The organism is Agrobacterium sp. rho-8.1 (genome assembly GCF_033957725.1).
Taxonomy (GTDB): domain Bacteria; phylum Pseudomonadota; class Alphaproteobacteria; order Rhizobiales; family Rhizobiaceae; genus Agrobacterium.
The window spans coordinates 1,902,151-1,918,387 of the sequence record NZ_CP192788.1; the positions used below are offsets into that span (position 1 = coordinate 1,902,151).

General features: G+C 47.9%; 21 protein-coding genes and 1 pseudogene. 15 read left to right on the plus strand and 7 right to left on the minus strand.

What is annotated here, in order from left to right; translation table 11 throughout:
- The first annotated feature begins 4 nt into the window (after positions 1–4).
- Genes RMR21_RS09595 through RMR21_RS09610 form a run of 4 tightly spaced genes read left to right on the plus strand, consistent with a single transcriptional unit; the run spans position 5 to position 5,199 of the window.
- Positions 5–928: a hypothetical protein gene (locus tag RMR21_RS09595; protein WP_498667763.1), complete on the plus strand. Its 924-nt coding sequence runs from the start codon at positions 5–7 to the stop codon at positions 926–928.
- A 14-nt stretch (positions 929–942) separates the two neighbouring features.
- A complete protein-coding gene (locus RMR21_RS09600) occupies positions 943–3,228 on the plus strand; it encodes a hypothetical protein (RefSeq protein WP_498667764.1) in 2,286 nt (761 codons plus the stop codon).
- A 34-nt stretch (positions 3,229–3,262) separates the two neighbouring features.
- Complete coding sequence (locus tag RMR21_RS09605; protein ID WP_498667765.1) at positions 3,263–4,603, plus strand: hypothetical protein; 1,341 nt, start codon at positions 3,263–3,265, stop codon at positions 4,601–4,603.
- A gap of 11 nt (positions 4,604–4,614) precedes the next feature.
- Positions 4,615–5,199, plus strand: coding sequence for a hypothetical protein (locus RMR21_RS09610; protein ID WP_498667767.1), 585 nt, complete (start codon positions 4,615–4,617; stop codon positions 5,197–5,199).
- 200 nt (positions 5,200–5,399) lie between these two features.
- On the opposite strand, the gene RMR21_RS09615 is transcribed toward RMR21_RS09610, so the two are convergent.
- The 4 genes from RMR21_RS09615 to RMR21_RS09630 all read right to left on the minus strand — a co-directional run bounded on the left by RMR21_RS09615 (position 5,400) and on the right by RMR21_RS09630 (position 7,147).
- Positions 5,400–5,582: a hypothetical protein gene (locus tag RMR21_RS09615; protein WP_498667768.1), complete on the minus strand. Its 183-nt coding sequence runs from the start codon at positions 5,580–5,582 to the stop codon at positions 5,400–5,402.
- The gene (locus tag RMR21_RS09620) at positions 5,579–6,019 is read right to left on the minus strand and encodes a hypothetical protein (RefSeq protein ID WP_498667769.1); all 441 of its coding nucleotides are present in this window, start codon (positions 6,017–6,019) and stop codon (positions 5,579–5,581) included. Before RMR21_RS09620 ends, RMR21_RS09615 begins: the two co-directional genes overlap by 4 nt.
- Positions 6,020–6,374: 355 nt before the next feature.
- Entirely contained in the window at positions 6,375–6,689 is a 315-nt protein-coding gene (locus tag RMR21_RS09625; RefSeq protein WP_498667771.1) for an endodeoxyribonuclease, read from the minus strand.
- Positions 6,689–7,147 (minus strand): lysozyme, encoded by a 459-nt coding sequence (locus RMR21_RS09630; RefSeq protein ID WP_498667772.1) that lies wholly within the window; start codon positions 7,145–7,147, stop codon positions 6,689–6,691. The genes RMR21_RS09625 and RMR21_RS09630 overlap by 1 nt, the downstream gene beginning before the upstream one ends.
- A gap of 746 nt (positions 7,148–7,893) precedes the next feature.
- Here RMR21_RS09630 and RMR21_RS09635 point away from each other — a divergent pair.
- The 6 genes from RMR21_RS09635 (at position 7,894) to RMR21_RS09660 (ending at position 11,628) form a co-directional block, all read left to right on the plus strand.
- Positions 7,894–8,076 carry a hypothetical protein gene (locus tag RMR21_RS09635; protein WP_498667774.1) on the plus strand — a complete coding sequence of 61 codons (183 nt, stop codon included), beginning with the start codon at positions 7,894–7,896 and terminating at the stop codon, positions 8,074–8,076.
- On the plus strand, positions 8,073–8,534 hold the full coding sequence (locus RMR21_RS09640) for a hypothetical protein (RefSeq protein ID WP_498667775.1): 462 nt from the start codon (positions 8,073–8,075) through the stop codon (positions 8,532–8,534). The genes RMR21_RS09635 and RMR21_RS09640 overlap by 4 nt, the downstream gene beginning before the upstream one ends.
- Positions 8,535–8,593: 59 nt before the next feature.
- Complete coding sequence (locus tag RMR21_RS09645) at positions 8,594–8,926, plus strand: hypothetical protein (protein WP_498667777.1); 333 nt, start codon at positions 8,594–8,596, stop codon at positions 8,924–8,926.
- Entirely contained in the window at positions 8,926–9,201 is a 276-nt protein-coding gene (locus tag RMR21_RS09650) for a hypothetical protein (RefSeq protein WP_498667778.1), read from the plus strand. The genes RMR21_RS09645 and RMR21_RS09650 overlap by 1 nt, the downstream gene beginning before the upstream one ends.
- 60 nt (positions 9,202–9,261) lie before the next feature.
- Positions 9,262–9,729 (plus strand): hypothetical protein, encoded by a 468-nt coding sequence (locus RMR21_RS09655; RefSeq protein ID WP_498667779.1) that lies wholly within the window; start codon positions 9,262–9,264, stop codon positions 9,727–9,729.
- A 1,251-nt stretch (positions 9,730–10,980) separates the two neighbouring features.
- On the plus strand, positions 10,981–11,628 hold the full coding sequence (locus RMR21_RS09660; RefSeq protein WP_498667783.1) for a recombinase family protein: 648 nt from the start codon (positions 10,981–10,983) through the stop codon (positions 11,626–11,628).
- A gap of 171 nt (positions 11,629–11,799) precedes the next feature.
- Here RMR21_RS09660 and RMR21_RS09665 read toward each other — a convergent pair whose 3' ends face one another.
- Entirely contained in the window at positions 11,800–12,504 is a 705-nt protein-coding gene (locus RMR21_RS09665; RefSeq protein WP_498667784.1) for a hypothetical protein, read from the minus strand.
- 129 nt (positions 12,505–12,633) lie between these two features.
- On the opposite strand from RMR21_RS09665, the gene RMR21_RS09670 reads away from it, so the two are divergent.
- The 5 genes from RMR21_RS09670 to RMR21_RS09690 all read left to right on the plus strand — a co-directional run bounded on the left by RMR21_RS09670 (position 12,634) and on the right by RMR21_RS09690 (position 15,114).
- Positions 12,634–13,143 (plus strand): DUF2441 domain-containing protein, encoded by a 510-nt coding sequence (locus RMR21_RS09670; RefSeq protein WP_498667786.1) that lies wholly within the window; start codon positions 12,634–12,636, stop codon positions 13,141–13,143.
- A 44-nt stretch (positions 13,144–13,187) separates the two neighbouring features.
- The gene (locus RMR21_RS09675; protein WP_498667787.1) at positions 13,188–13,502 is read left to right on the plus strand and encodes a hypothetical protein; all 315 of its coding nucleotides are present in this window, start codon (positions 13,188–13,190) and stop codon (positions 13,500–13,502) included.
- 146 nt (positions 13,503–13,648) lie between these two features.
- Complete coding sequence (locus RMR21_RS09680; RefSeq protein ID WP_498667788.1) at positions 13,649–13,942, plus strand: hypothetical protein; 294 nt, start codon at positions 13,649–13,651, stop codon at positions 13,940–13,942.
- Between the two features lie 39 nt (positions 13,943–13,981).
- On the plus strand, positions 13,982–14,431 hold the full coding sequence (locus RMR21_RS09685; RefSeq protein ID WP_498667789.1) for a hypothetical protein: 450 nt from the start codon (positions 13,982–13,984) through the stop codon (positions 14,429–14,431).
- Between the two features lie 236 nt (positions 14,432–14,667).
- Positions 14,668–15,114: a hypothetical protein gene (locus tag RMR21_RS09690; protein ID WP_498667790.1), complete on the plus strand. Its 447-nt coding sequence runs from the start codon at positions 14,668–14,670 to the stop codon at positions 15,112–15,114.
- 59 nt (positions 15,115–15,173) lie between these two features.
- Here RMR21_RS09690 and RMR21_RS09695 read toward each other — a convergent pair.
- Together RMR21_RS09695 and RMR21_RS09700 are read right to left on the minus strand one after the other, a co-directional pair.
- A pseudogene (locus tag RMR21_RS09695) lies at positions 15,174–15,500 on the minus strand (CreA family protein); the annotation flags it as partial.
- 66 nt (positions 15,501–15,566) lie between these two features.
- Complete coding sequence (locus tag RMR21_RS09700) at positions 15,567–16,157, minus strand: 3'-5' exonuclease (protein ID WP_498667791.1); 591 nt, start codon at positions 16,155–16,157, stop codon at positions 15,567–15,569.
- Positions 16,158–16,237 lie beyond the last annotated feature (80 nt).

The following is a 16,237-nucleotide window of genomic DNA, read 5'->3' on the forward strand; positions in this document are numbered from 1 at the left end:
TGCTATGGCTATGAATAATAGATGGCTTTCCCTGCTTGACCGTACCGAAGGCGGTGGTTCCTACAACACCCTTTTCGGTAATCGCCAAAAGCGCAAGGATTCCCCGTTCAATGGTGTCGACGTCAGCCAAATGTCGGTTGGCGAAGTTATGGATTTCACCTCACCAAATGGCGCTTACGGCCAATCCGTCAAAAACGAAATCGGTCGCGTTGCTACACCTACGGGCCGGTATCAGATTGTTGGAACTACGCTTCGAGGCGCGGTCAACGAACTCGGTATCGATCCTAGTCAGCCATATGACAAGAATACCCAAGACCAAATCGCACAGCACCTTATTCAGCGTCGTCTTGCTTCATCCGATACGATGGAAGGCAAACGCGCAGCCGTTCGTGCTGAATGGGAAGGCTTCAAGCACGTAAGCGATGCCGAACTAGATGCCGCGATCAATGACAGCGGTTATGTCGATCCAGCCGTAACGACACGCCCTCGTTCCGAACCTACGCAGGCCGGTACGCAAATGGCGGCGGCAACCCCTACCCCAGACCCTAACGTTGATCGACGTATGCTCGATGACAAAGGCAAAGAACTAACTGGCATTCCAGCCGCATTTCGTGATTTCCGTAACGGAGTAGACGACACGATTGGTGTTGAAACAGCCGACGATGGAACGCGCAAACTTTGGGGCTTCGAACTCGACGGTGAGAACGGTCTTGGCGCAGGTATTGCTGGTTTCGGTAAGGCATTTGCTGACGCGGAAACCAAACAGCAAGCACCTCCAATGATTCAGCCACAAGGCCGAACAGGTGGCAATACACCGGTGCAGATTCAGTTCGCGGACTCCATCGTAAATAAAGATGACGAAGAAGAATTACGCAAGCGCCGTTTGGGTGGACTTGCTGGCTTTGGTGGTTTTACCCGCCGCGCCTAATTGAGTGATATTTTATGGCTTTCAAAGTTCCGAAAAAAGAAGACGAGCAAATCAAATCGGTAATGCTCGGTAATGTCCCAACCCCTACCGCGCCTACGGGTTTATCAGCCGAAGACCGTCAATATTTGATCGACCAAGGTCTAAACCCAGATGACTACCAATATCAGGATGAAGCCCCTGCCGCGCCTTCTGGCCTTACACCGGAAGATCGCCAGTACCTAATCGATCAAGGCGAAGACCCGGACAAATATCAATATACCGACGAAGCCCCGAAAACGGATTTCGAACCGTGGGCGAAGCAGGAAGAAGGCGTTGCATATTACGACGCGAACACGCCTATCAAGGTTGACGAAGTCGAGATGGAAGTCCCGGCAAGCCTTCGCTTTGAAGTTGGAGCACTCACCAAACCCGAAGACAAACTAGCCGCGATCCGCAAGGAATTTCCCGATGCGCAGCCGGTTGGCACCGACCAGTACATTATGCGCGACAAGACCACAGGCAAGCCTATGGTGTTCAACGTCAAGGGCTGGGTGCCTTCTTGGGGCGATGTAGGCGATGCTGCCCCGGAAATCGTTGGTGGCGTTGGTGGCCTTGCTGGTGGCATTGTGGGCGGCGCTATGGGCGCTGGTGCCGGTTCGGTTGTTCCGGTAGTTGGCACGACCACCGGTGCGCTTGCAGCCGGATCTGCTGGCGCGGGTATTGGCTACGGCTCAGGTCGCGATCTCTATCAGCGCGGTGCGAACCTTGTCTTTGGCAATCAGGACACGCGTGGCGTTGCCGAACAGGAACTCGATAAACTTCAAGATATCGGTATCGGTGCTTTGGGCGAAGTTGGTGGCCTTGCTGCCGGTAATGTCATTTCGAAAGCCGCAGGCGGTATCGGCAAAGCCCTTTCGCCTTCACGTATGGTTGGTGGATTGAAGGAAGCCGACGACGCAGCCTTGGCCGCAAGCCGTTTAAAGTCCTTCGAAAACGTAGGCATTCAGCCGACCCCAGGAATGATTGGTGGCACCAATGCCGCAAGCCGTGAACACGCGCTTTCCAAGGGCATCCCGACGATGCAGAACAAGGTCGAAGACGTAACCAACCAACTAGGTCAACGCTTCGAAGATACCATTGCTCGAACGACCGGTGGCAATGATATGTCGCCTGCCGCAGCCGGTGAAGCAATCCAACGCCGTGCGCAGGACTTCCGTGACGTCTCCAAGCAGAGACAAAATGACCTTTACGATAATGTTGGTCGCCTTACCGATGGCATTCCTGCGGCTGCGCCAAACACGACGAAGTTCCTCGAAACGACCAAGAACGAATTAGCCAACCTTGGCGCGTCGGCAAAACTCAATAATTCGAAAGCCTACGATGACGCCATTACGCAGGCAACGGCTATCGTTCAGGACGTTCAAAAAGGTGCTTCGTTCAATACCCTAAAGGATGCCCGAACCAACATTGGTGATCTCGCCTTCGGTTCTTCCAATGGCACCAAAGAAACGCAGATTTATCGCAACCTCTATAAGTCGCTTACCGAAGATATGGCCGCTACCGCTGAACAAGGTGGTGCCGATGTTCTTCAGGCTTGGAACAAGGCCAACAATTTCAGCAAGCGCACGAAGAATTCCGGCAATCTGGTTTCGAACGATACGACCGACCTCGTTCTTCGCAAGAAGACACCGGAAGCCGTTCACCAGTTGATGGTTTCCGGTTCGAAAAGAGCGGGTTCAACCGTTCAACAGATTATGCGTCAAGTACGCGTTGCCGGTGGCGACGACGCTGTAAAAGAAGTTGGTTCTTCCGTTTTCAATACCATCGGTCGTTCGAAGGACGGCACCTTTTCGCCTGCTAAATTGATTGGCGATTGGGACGGTATGTCGAAGGAAGCCAAGCAGGCTCTCTATATGACCAAGGACGGAAACGAACTTCGAAGATCGATGGAAGACATTGTTTCCGCTGCCAAGACTTTGACTCAATACAACGCTTCGAAGAACCATTCCAACACGTCCGCAACGTTGATGACGCATTTGAACCGAGCCACAAATGTCGGCTCCTTGGCCGTTGGCATTTCGAGCGCGAACCCAATGTATTTGATGTGGCCTTTGCTACGTCAGGGTGTTGGTTCAATGGCGAATGGATATCGAACCAAAATCTTTTCTTCGCCAGAAACTTTGAAATGGATGGCCGGTCTAAAGCGTGAAAGTTCGGCCAAGGCTGCGATCAATAAGTTGGCTTATATCGGCTCGAGAACACGCGACGAAGCATTGAAATTTTCAATCCGCGATTACCTGCAAGACGTCCAAAACCAATAAATATTTTTAGTATTTCAACAGAGAATTTTCCGTAATGACCGATATTTCCAGTACCGATTGGACGCCACAGGATGAAGGCAATATTTCCGCCTCACCAAATGGCTCGCAAGGCGGCTTTGCCCCAAACACCATCCCGCCAACCATTCGTGCTATCCGAGGTGCGGTCAAACGAGCGCATAACAAGATCAACGCCATTCTAACAACAACCGGAACGGCAACCGCTCTTGTCCTTACCCATACCGTTGCACCGGCTTCGTTGGTCAAAGGCGAACGATATGCCTTCTTCGCCTCGCAAACGAACACCGGGGCTATGACGCTTGCGGTGAATAACCTTGGCGCGAAGTCCATTCTTCAGCAGGACGGCACGGCACTTAAAGCGGGCCAGGTCGTTGCCGGTACGGCTACGTGTGTCGTTTGGGACGGCACTGCATTCAGGCTCGAGAACTATGTTTCGAACCCTAAGTTTTCTGGAACACTTACGGCTGACGCGCTTACCGTTCCAACCATCAACGGTACTACCATTACCGGTACGCTTTCAGGCAACGGCGCTGCGATAACGGCGCTGAACGGCTCGAACATCACCATCGGGACAATCGATGACGCTCGTTTGCCAGCAACGATGGCAGGTAAGACCTTTAGCACGCAAGTCACAGCGAATAGTGGTGTGAACATCACTGGTGCGCTCAACGTGAGTGGTGCATTTACGGCGAATGGAACAGCAACAGTTGGTGGCAGTCGTGTTCTTACAATGGAAGATTTCGGTGCTGGAAATGGTCTAGACGCTGACAAACTAGACGGTCAAGACGGCTCGTATTATCTCAATCGCGCCAATCAAAATGGCGATATACCGCTAGCAAACGTCACCAATTTGCAGGGATCGCTAAATGCGAAACTGAATTTAACAGGCGGTACGATTACAGGCGGGTTAGTAGTCAACGGTGGTATGTCTTCCGCTGGTGATATTTCTGTTAACAAATCCAATCCTGCCTTGACCCTGCATTATCCGGGTGTTCGGCAAGGTCAAATGTTAGTTGACGCTAGTGGAACACTGGTATGGCGCGATCAGGGTAGTGGTGACATAAAGATGTACATCACAGACGGTGGCGCGATTTGGACCAAGGAACTTGGCAGCATCAACGGACGTATCGAAGGTCGCGCACTGGCTTGGGCAAATGACCGCGTAGCAAACCTTTCGTCCAGATTGGTATCGCGTGGCACCAGTGGTGCAACTTTAGATTTCGAAGGGCCGGGCGGTACCGTTGTCACTGGCTACCAACGTGAAGGTGGTGGTGCCGGTCAGGTGAGGTTTGTCTACTACCGCTACCTGCAAATGTTCGATCCTGTTCGTGGCTGGATTGGGACAACTTACGCATAATGGAGAATATTATGAAAATTATAAATTACGGGCACTTCACGACAAGTCTACAAGGAAACGTATTCTCATACACGAACGAGGATGGTCAAGACTGGTACGAACTACGACGCGGACTGACCAACTGGACTGAAAGCGGTGAGTTCATCGACGCGATCTATGGTGCTTGGGCAACCGTCAACGTGGAGACTATGCTTGTAACGAACGTCGAGTATGATCCATCGAAACTCGTACCAGACAATCGCATATTGTTGGGTATCGACGCGGATTGGCAGGATATCAAAGAGGGTATGCTGTTCAAGGATGGGTTGCTTGTGGAAGCACCTGCACCAACGCCGGAAGAACTGCGAGCCTCGATGAGATCGCTGACGCCACGTGAGTTCCGAGACGTTCTCATCGATAACGACATTATGCCGGATGAAGTGACCAACGCTTTGAGCCTTATCGAAGACAAGAAGGAAAAAGCAAAAGCGATCAATGCTTGGGAATATCCCACCGAGTTCAATCGTATTGATCCCCTTGTCAGTCAAATCGCTTCTACGTTTGGGCTCACGCCTGCAAAGGTCGACCAGATGTGGCTACAGGCTATGGCTGCTTAAGGCGCTGCTAATCGAAAATCTAAACGGGCATTGAATTGACCGTTTAAACTGGATACTAATATGGCGGTTCCTGCGGTGCAACACCTTGCTGAGGGACGTTGCATCAGCGATTAATCAGCAACTTCTGAATGCTCGATTCAATTGATTACATCCATCACACGTTCCGACCCGTCATAACTGTGAACACTAATAAGGGGCTATCAAAGCCCCTTCTTTTCTCCCGGTCGCCTAATAGTCAAACGCCGAACCAACTGCTCAATCTCTTCAGTTCTAGGATCGAACAAGGAGTAAAGTTCCTGTTCAGGGGTTTCTTCCATCAATAATTGGATAATTTCGCTCATATCTTGAAGTTGAACGCGGGCAGCGTGTTTCCCGATGCTCATTGACCAATCCTCCTGAAATCGATGTTGTAGATACCGTTCAAAGCGCCGTTCGAAAGCGAAACGATTTCCAAGAAGTCCACCAAGTGCTTTGCCTGCGATCCCGTTATATCGTTATTGGCCTTGCTCAGTTTGGCATTCAATCCGCTCAGGAAGTTTAACCAAGGCTGCGGTCTCCCGAAACGGTCACGGACGCTTGCGGTAGAACCAATGATGGAAACCAATTCCAAGCATCCTTGATTTCGATAAATTTTCAGAAGCGTCGTGACCAAAGCCCTTATCCATTTCAGGTCTGAACTGGAAATGACAAAGAATGGCACCTTGGCATTCCTACCGGTCTTTTCCTGATAATCGATGCGCTTATATGTCGTTGCCAATTGGACAAGCGGATTAATTCTAAGCCGCTCTTCTTCTTCCTTTAGGCGTGCATTCGACGCCATTACGAAATCATAATTTGGGAAGAGTTCGTTATCGTTTTTTGTTTGCTGCAAACACGTTGACATTTTTGATCCTTTTAAGAAATGCAGCGTTCTTTCGGAGCAGCCAGTAGAACTTCATCGCGTTCGATATCTTGCGTTTTGTTTCTTCTGAATGGGCCATTTGAACACCTTGTTATGATGGGTTCCTCGCCATCACTTGTATTTATTGAAAATACCGAAAAAGACCGAATTAGCGCAATTTAAAAATCATAAATAAGTATGTCGGGTTTTGTTTCCTCAATCTCCTCCCCGACCGATTTGGATTATACATTTTTCAAATCCTAGCCCCGGTCTGATCCACCGGGGCATTTCTTTGTCAGCCCTTCATCCAATCCAATCCATTCTTTTCACACCACATCGAATATGAAGTTTTGCTCTTCTTGGTGATCTTCTTATTCGGCTCCTGCAACACCATTACGATTTTCCAATCCGGGTATTGCGCTTTAACCGCAAGCAATTTGCGCCTGTCCTGTGAACGCCAGTAGCCTTTAGCCTCAAAAATAGTTTTGTTCGCTACGTCAACGAAATCAGGCAGATAGTTGCACTCGAGGACGTAAGGCATCTTAAACGGTTCGTATTCAACACCAGCTGGTAGTGCTTTGAAGACGCGCTCTTCGTATTTGTTGCGCATTAGGCTTTCGCCTTGGCAACAGGCTTACGAAACAATGCTTCTTCATCGTTCCGGCGATTGACCAAGCCCTTGAGAACTTTCCCGCCGCCCTTGTTCCATCGGTCGAATTGCTTGGCTGCGCCTGCGTAGTCCTTGGCGTTGACCAATCGCAAAAGGGTGCTCGAAGAAAAGGCACCGGTTCCGATATTGTAAGCCAAACTGACCATTGCAGAGAACTGGTTCTCATTGACCTGCACTTTGACCAATCGCGTAACGTCCGCTTCGAAACGTGCTAGGTCTTCTTTCAAAAGACGTTCGGCTTCCGCCATCGTAATGGTCTTCTTGCCTACGTCTGCGCGGGTTAGACCCTTAGTCGTACCTACTCCGATTGTTGGAATTTTTGCGGGACAAAGGTAGCAAGTTAGTACACAGCCCTCCCACTTTGTAATGATGGAGATGCCGTCTTTGTTGGTCTTCATAATAACACTTTCGAACGTTGAAAGTGGTATTTATCGACGTGCAGAAAACTGCCTTTATTTGCGTATTTTCAAATAGTTTTTAAACATTCTGACTGGACTGTGTGCGCATTCAGAGCGATGACTAATCATCGAAAACGGAGCGCAAAATGTCTTACTTCATCGTAGCATATAACAACGCATATCATAAGATTATTGAGTCCGAGACACGGACAAGCGACAAGGAATTGGTAGGCATCGTTGTTGCGAACTTAGAAGGTCGCGGTTTCTACGTTACGGTTCGGGAGGAAGGTTGATGAACGAAGTTTCACGCAGCAAGGTTTACGCAACCGTTCGATACGAACACGTTTTTATTGATAGGCCGTTTGGATTTTGCTGGTTCAATGAGGATGAATGCCGAACGAAATGGCATCATCAAGAAACATTCGGAATGTAAGAAATCAGCCCCTTAACCGGGGCTTTTTTTGTGTTCGCGATAAATACCTTTGGAAACATTCAAAGGAAACACAAATGATTACGCCGGGTAGTGCTCTACAAATCGTGTCAGTTTTGATGATCGTAAACGGATTAGACAAAGGCAACTACGGCCTTACCGCTATTGGCATCGCGATCTTCGTATTCTTTACGACGTTACAATTCTTTTCAAATCGTAGGGTTGAACCCTACGCCCACTTTTCGAATTCAGACGTCCAAAACGTCTACGATGAATACCAAAAACAAATAGAAAATGGCCGACCGGAGAACTCCAAATGAATGAATTCGAACTTTGGAAAAACAATGCAACCGTAACGTGGGCCTTTGAAAACAATCAGTGTAAATGCTGGCTGGACAAAAAGGTCGAGTTGGCAGGGGTAGGAGATACGTCGTCTGAGGCTTGGCGGAACGCTATCGAGAAAGCACTTGAAGCGTATGATGCGGAGCAATCGCAATGATTGATTTGGATGAACACTTCTCCCGCTTTGATAAGGCCCGCGCAGCTGTAAAAGAAAAGATAAACAGCGGAGCCAAAATCGCCGCCTTAAAGACCCGTAATCTGCGCTATTGGATAGGGTTAGAGTTAGAGACGGATAGACACTACGACTGGATAATAGCGGTTCTATTCGAAGATGGAACCGTCGTTGACCTCAATGATGGTTGTCGGAATAATCACTACATCGAAAGGTTAGAACCCGGCGAAAAGGTTGTTATATGCGTCTATCAACACATAGGCACCAATAACAACCCGCACGAACTCGAACCGGGACATTACTACTCAGTTGGTGAAGGTAAGAACCAACATTTTATCACATACGATCCCGAAAACGAAAGCGATATCCTTACAATTACCGTGTTGAGCGCTTGCTGCTTTCGAATATTTCAGGCTCCAGAACCATACGAAACAGCCCCTTAACCGGGGCTTTTTTTATGGCTTCGATAAATACAGGAAGGAAACAAACACGAGGAAAGCAAATGACCATTCTCAACAGAATCGACTCCGTCTACGAAATCCGTGCATTGGAAAATCCAATTGTCGAAATCCCCTTCAAACACGCGTTCGGTATCGTAGGTGAAGATTACATTCCCTTCACGGTCGTGTTTAACGAGACCGAAGACAAACTCGAAGCCCCTCGCCGCTTTTGCCCATATGACGAACGCTTGAAGTATGGCGCGTGGCCGTATGAATTTGGTGTCTATTACCAATACGTTCTAATGAAGCCGACCGACGAAGAACTCGCATTCATCGACAGCAAGCCGAGAACAAAGATCATTCTAACTGCTGAAGATTTGGAGCAAGGCGCATAATGCTTTCCATTCTTCGCCGCATCCAGCCGCTCGAAACCCAAGCCGATCATCAACGCCTTACGAAACTTCGAAGCGATAAACAAAAACCAATTTACGCATTCCGGCTTCCAAACGATCTCAACAATGCCACTCGCGCATATATGACAATGGAATCAGATGAACGACGCCTAAGAAGCATCACGTATGATGGTGAAAAAACGATATTCTGGCTGCTCAATCCTGAAGCAAATGAAGCATTCGAAATCCATACGAACGGCACGGTAATTTTCAAATAAGCGCACAAAAAGTCGCGCTCCCAACCATTCAAAACAAATCATATGTAGGAATCAAATAAAATGTCACAACCTAAGCCAATCGCGGTCTATATTTCGCCGCAGGTTCCATCGTTCAAAATCGGCTTCTATAAACTAAAGCAAGACGATCCTACGTCGAATGACAAGATATATCTCTATGATAACGGTGATGTTTGTAACCACGAAACGCGTCACACACGCCACGTGAGCGGTAACTCAAGACACGTCCAAAACCACGGCCCAATTCATCCTGACGACTGGTACTGGAATGAAAACGAAAAACGTTTGAAGGAAATGTCCACGTTACCGGAAGAGGAATATCTAGCAGTCACGATGTCAGACGCAATCCGCTTTACCATCTCGGAATGGGATGAACTAGCGTATTCGAAAGCACTCATCGCCCAACGACAGGCAGAAGAGAAGTTGAATTGGCAGAGAGCCCTTCTCCTCAAACAAATGGACCAAGAGGCACTGATCTTGGAAATCACAAGTCGAATGGATCGTCCTTGAGCGTACAAAAGGTTTACCCAACGCTCCGAACGATAAACAAAAAGGCCTTTGGTTTAATCACCATCGGCCATTTTCATTTTACCCCTAGATTGAGGGTATCACGACGATATTCGTCACAAAGTTCAAATTCAATTCGCTGAGGTTAAATCCAATCAGCGGGGACTGCGTTAAAATGTGCAGGAGGATAACCCATACTCCTATCGGGACTTTGTAGCGCTTCATAATCACTTCTCCTTTTTGGTTGACTCGACGGGGTTCATAAGAGACATCCGGCCTCACCATTGTCAAACCAAAAACAAAGCAACTCTTAAGAATTCTGTTGGAAAATGAAAGTGTTGCCGCTGTGGCAACGGCCAACATACCGCCATTAGCACAAAACTGCATAAACTGTGTAGTTACAGGGTAATGTACGGGAGTCACGTTACTTGGATAAGGTATGAGAGTCATTACCAGCATAACGTACGGGAGTCATTATATAGGTAATGGTACAACGCAGGCACTACATTATATTTGTAATGACTACAGAGTAAGATGCAGGGAATACTGTGACGTTAGATGCAGGATTAGGTACAAGAGCCAGTACAAGGCGCTGCTATGACGTACGCTTGACCATTGGCTACACAGAGGACGCCCTTAAGATTTCCGCGATCAGATCAGACGGTATGCCGGTTGGTCTCGATGACGCTGACCAAACGTAAAAACGTATCAGCGTTGCAATTGCTACAAGCACCGTGAAAGGGTCTGGCCGCACGCCCTGAACAAGTACCAACGTCACCTTATGTGTCTTGGCCACTTTTCGTTTCTTATGCTTTTTCATCCGATTCATTCCTCGTTTTTCACAAAGAATATATGCACCAGATAACGCCTATTTTCAACGGAAACGAAGAAATTCCCACAGGTTTCTAAGTAGTCAATGGGTTATTCGGCTAATGTGTAAGGTCAATAGGTTATTCTAAAAACTATAAGTCAATGGGTTACTATGATGAACGGCACTATACTTTGTTTTACTTGATTTGTACGATATCGTGTAGGATGGAAGAACGAATTCAGGGGGAAATGAATTGACCGGGTGATCAGCCAAATCCCTTCGAATTTTTTCCAAATTTCGAAAATATTTTCAGAATCCGATCCACATTCCAACCTCAGAGTCCAGTCCTAAATGTTTGATTTCACTCATTTATTTGAGGGTATAACATTTACAACGGTCGTTGAAAGAGTTACGCTTCATCATTCGATGGAGATTGAATTCCTATGACGAAATATGTCGCCTACTATCGCGTTTCCACGGTTCGCCAAGGTGCTTCCGGCTTAGGCCTCGATGCTCAACGTTCTGCCGTTCTAGCCATCACCGACGCTTCAAACATCATTGGTGAATACGTCGAGGTCGAAAGCGGTAAGAAGAATGATAGGCCAGCGTTAGCCAAGGCTCTTGCCCACGCCAAGGCCGAAGGCGCAACGTTGATGATTGCCAAGGTGGATCGCCTTGCACGTAACGTTGCTTTCGTTGCCAACCTTCTTGAAGCCGGTGTTGAAATCAAATGCGCCGATATGCCTTCGGCCAATAGGATGATGCTGCAAATGGTAGCCGTGTTCGCGGAAGAAGAAGGCCGAGCCATATCCCTGCGAACCAAGGCGGCACTAGCCGAGGCGAAGAAGCGTGGCGTAATCATTGGGGGTTCACGTATCGAAAGCGTTCAATCCAATCGGATACGCGGCCAAGCCTCTGCCGACCGTGCCTTCATCGACATCCAATCAATCCCAGGATATGAAAGCCTATCGTTCAATGCCCTAGCCAAAGCCCTCAATACCAAAGGCTTCAAGACAACCAGAGGCTCAACATATACCGCAATGCAGGTCAAAAGGGTCATCGATAGAATGGCTACACACAAGCCCACGTGAAGGCTTGTCTTGATTGGGCTATGGTTGAGCCGGAGTGTTGTAGGATTGATTGTGTGGGGCTGTGTGGGCGAATGTGGTAGGGGTGCGGATTTGGGCATACCCCCCTTTGGTTTTAGAAATTATTTATATAGGTCGCCCGTCAAATTTTTGTAATTTTTCAGGAAACGGTGCCTACAATACCAACTGCTTTTTATCGTTGTATCTAATTCTACGTTCGAGCGGTATCCGCAAGTTGCGCTCGGTCTGATCGAGAATAATGTGGAAATACTTTTCGGAATTTCGGGTGAAACCTAATTTGATATCTTTGTTGAACTCAAGTATTTTTTCTATCTGTAGGTCAGTTACCTTGCTCCTGAAACCGAACAAGACAGCCTTCAACTGCATCGCTTTATCAAACTTTTTGAAATAGATATTGTCTACGAAATCGTAATCAGTGAATTCGACAAAGCGCCTCCTCTCGGCTTCGTATACCCATCTCTCCGATTTCATTAGACCTAACGCCATAAGGTCTCTTTCAGTTAGTTCGCTGAATGATTTTTTGCCAAAAGTTTCCACGGTAGGTTTTTCTTTTATGTACGCGACGTCAAACCACCATTCGTCATCCGCTTCAAAAACAAGACAAGTGCCGTGATAATTTTCGGCATAATGACCCCATAAGAGAGGCTCCCTCCAATTTTTTGACATACAGATGATGCCGCCTTGCGTATTAAATTTGTCCCGCTGCTGCATCAGGGTCAGTTTATTCATTATACCGGTTACAGAAATACCCAAGTTATCTGACGGGTCGTTCAATTCCGAAAATCTGGAGACCTTCAACCGGTCATCACGGATGGCCGCTAGGCCGTATCGACTTGACGTAAAATAATAGAGAAGCATTCCAGCACCTTGCCCTGTTGTATGGACTTGATGCCATAAGGATCAGGGGTTGAAAAGCGAGTTTCCGACGTATACCCACTTTCTACCTTTAATTGCCTGTGGCGAAGCCAGAAACAAAGAGGGAAGAAGATGGGTGATACTAAGAATGGTTTCTACGTAACCGCAGAAGAAATAACTGCCGAGAATGCGATCTTTTTGCCGGAAAATTGGGGGCAGCAATTTGAATCACTCAAACAGATCGATCCAACGCACTACGAGCGTGAAATGGCTTATGAACAAGTAAGGGCAAAGGATTTCCCTGAGAAGCCCTCACGACTTTACGGAAATTTCCTTTTCGAAACTCTAGATTCCGCACGGTGGTATGTTCACACGCTCGGTGAGAATTGCAGCATTTATAGCGCTACTTTTGCCAGCGATTTGAAGCAGCATTACGGACCATATCTGCTTAGTCCTTACGGCGCAGAGAAAGTGGATGACACGATTATAAATCGATATTGGTCGAGTGATGCTGAACTTATAAGTGACGGTAGAATTACTTACTCCCCATTCGAAATCGTTATTGATGGTCAGTTCGAGGTCATCGGTAAGATAGACTTCATCACAGGGAACGTGGTCGGGTTTGATCCGCAAGCATTTTAAGCGGTGACGATAAATACCTTCAGGAAACAGATTGAGGAGTTCAGATGCTGATTACAGTGCTTCGCGCAATGCCGATCATAAAGTACGTGATAGTGGAGCAAACGCTCTTCATTGATCTGACTCCAATGATGCCACTCAAAAAAACTTATTTCACCGCGTTCAAGTTAGTCGATGGGAAAATTCGTGAGAATTTCTTGTGTTTCGATCTGTCTAAAATCAATCCTGCCGATTTGCAGGACATTGAAAATTACGGCGTCATCGACCTGTGGATAATTGCCGACAAGATTGACGAACTTTTCACGGACGAATTCGAACGCCAGCGCTTTCACGAATCAATGGCACGGTTACACGTCTTTTGACGGCTTCATTGTTCTTCGCGCTATCGCCTTTACGGCTTCGATCATTTCTTTCTGGGCTTCGGTTAGTGGTCGTTCGCTAACACGTTTGGCTTCTTCACTTAGCATCGGGATTTCTCTTTAAATATCTGCATAGGCTGGTATTTAAAATGATTGAGTTGTTGCAAAAGTTCTCTGCTATTTCTTACGAAGAATTCGACGGCTATTACGTGATAAAAGTGCCTTCGGAATACGATTTAGATTATCTCGATTATGCGTTGATTTTTGCGAATGGTGGGGCTTCGATTGGTGACATTATCGCCTTTGAAGATTTGGACGACGATACTCTTCTTTATTTGGTTATGCAGGGTGAAGTTTGCGAAACGGCCATACGGTATTCGTTGGCTTGGAAGGCTGTTCAGACCATCTTTAATTTCCGGCTTATGACGGCCTATTCCGGTTGATCCGATAAATACTATTGGAAACAAACTAGGAGTATTCCAATGGACTTTATTGATTATGTAAAAAGCCTGCCTGCCGATCACGATATCTATTCTGACCACAAGATCAGATATTCGCTGAGTGGATATGCTGGCAACGTATCGCCATCATACATTTACGACGCTATTACGTCAGAAGGCCTTTCTCTACGGCTTTTCCAGCCAAGCGACGAATTCAACAAACATCTCAAAATCGCGTTCGAAACCTGTTCGCTGCTCATAAGCAAAGGCAAAAGTCTTGAGGGATTCCTAATGTGTAGAACCCCTCAAATGGCTTGTCTTTTGGCTGACCAACCCGCAGATGATCTAGTTCTTCGGTTGCTCAAAAGCCGGGATTTTATGAAGAAGGAAATTTGGGCTTTAGAAAGACGTCTCGTACAGACCTGTATCGCGATTGGTGAAGCGAACAAATGGGATGAAGTGAACGCGTTTCTGGAAGCAAATCAGGCCTAATCAACCCATTTTCATTGAAAACGATAAATACCTTCAGGAAACATTCTGGAGGTATTTTTTATGTTTGATTATCTGACTTCGTTATTCGCGCTAAAATCTATCATTTGCTATTCGGTTGGTATTTGGGTGGGTGTGTCAACCAGAGAATCAATAGGTGAATGGTCACTCATTGCGGCTATCGCTGCGTATGAGATCACGAGGGCGGCGAATGAATACTTTCATAAGGATTCTTCGAAATGAAAACCCTTTGCGACTTTTTCCAGCACCATTCCTATGATTACGAACTTTACGACGAAAGCGAAAAGTTCGGCACCATCGCTATCCTCTACTATGCCCGCCTCGCGGTCTATGTGCAGCCTTTCGGTCGTGCTGCCGAAGATATCTTGCAAGCAAGGGGGGCTCATATTTTGCACCACGTTCTCTACATTCCGCATTTGACCGACGAGGAAATCCTTACCCTAAGCGCGACGAGTAACCTCGTTCAATACATTGGCTCGCAGAACTCCACCCTGCCTGACGTGCCAACGGAAGTGTTTGTGCAACTTCGCCGTAATCGTCGGTCTTGGTTGGTCAACTACCTTGCAGACTTTGGGGAACGTTCTATCCGCGCTCACCGGTTAGAAATGCTTGCTTATAGCGCTGCCCCGTTGGTGACGTACATTGGCCTGAAATCGATATTTTGAACTAAACTCAATAATTACAATTAGATAGATGCGTTCACGTCAGTGTAATTAATAGTCTTGACCAGCGACATGCCTTGGCGGAAAACCTCTTCACCTTTGGCGTCGAGATCGATATCACCGATTTCTACAGGGCCGGTCTGGCTGCATGAAATGGCGTTGTTGGAAGGGTCTTCGAACCAGTTGCCGTTCTTCAGCCGGTCGATGACGCCTCGGTCGAAATAGGTGATGTGGCAGGTCACACCCTTGACCTGCGGATCGGCGACAGCCTCGACCACAATGTCGTTGCCGGTCCAGTCCACACCGACTTTGCCCACAACCTGTGCAACGGCGACAACAGGCAGAAGAACGAGGCCCGCAGCCACGATGGAACGAAACGCTTTAGCTATAACCCTAACCCCTTTGATGAACTGACATAGAGATAGGTCTGTGCAGGCGGACAACAAGGCGTGATATCAGCGTTTTCTCATAGTACAGGGTGCGTAGCCGGTGGCATGAAGCCGCCCGGCCACCATGCCGATCATTTCCGGTATATGGTGGATATGCTCGACGGAAAGTTCTTTGGCCGCCGCGATCGATGCCGCCGCGCAGACAACGGCATCTTCGGCAGCATTGTGATGCACGAAGCGCAATTGCAGATGATGAGCAATGATGTTGAGTTTGTGCGATGGCAGCGACGGCCAGACGCGCTGTGACATCTTTACGCTGCAGAAATAGGAGAGCTGCGGGTAGCTCTGGCGATACTTGTCGAAACTCGCCCGCATCACGCTGAAATCGAAGGCCGCATTGTGGGCAATCATCGTCGCATCGCGGAGATCATCGGCGAACTCGTCCATCACCTCGGGAAACTCCGGCGCGTCTTCCACATCCCGAGGCTTGATGCCGTGAATGGCGACGTTAAACGGCGAAAACCGCATGTCCTTGGGACGGATCAACCGCTCCTCCACCCGCACGATTTGTCCATTTTCGATCCATGCCAGACCGACAGAGCATGCGCTGCCCCGTTCTTCATTGGCTGTCTCGAAATCAATGGCGATGGTTTTCAACGGTGATTCTCGGTTGGTATCTGGTCGGCTTAAAGCAAACCGAGGCGAAAATGAACCGTAGACAGAAATCGGGTGGTAAA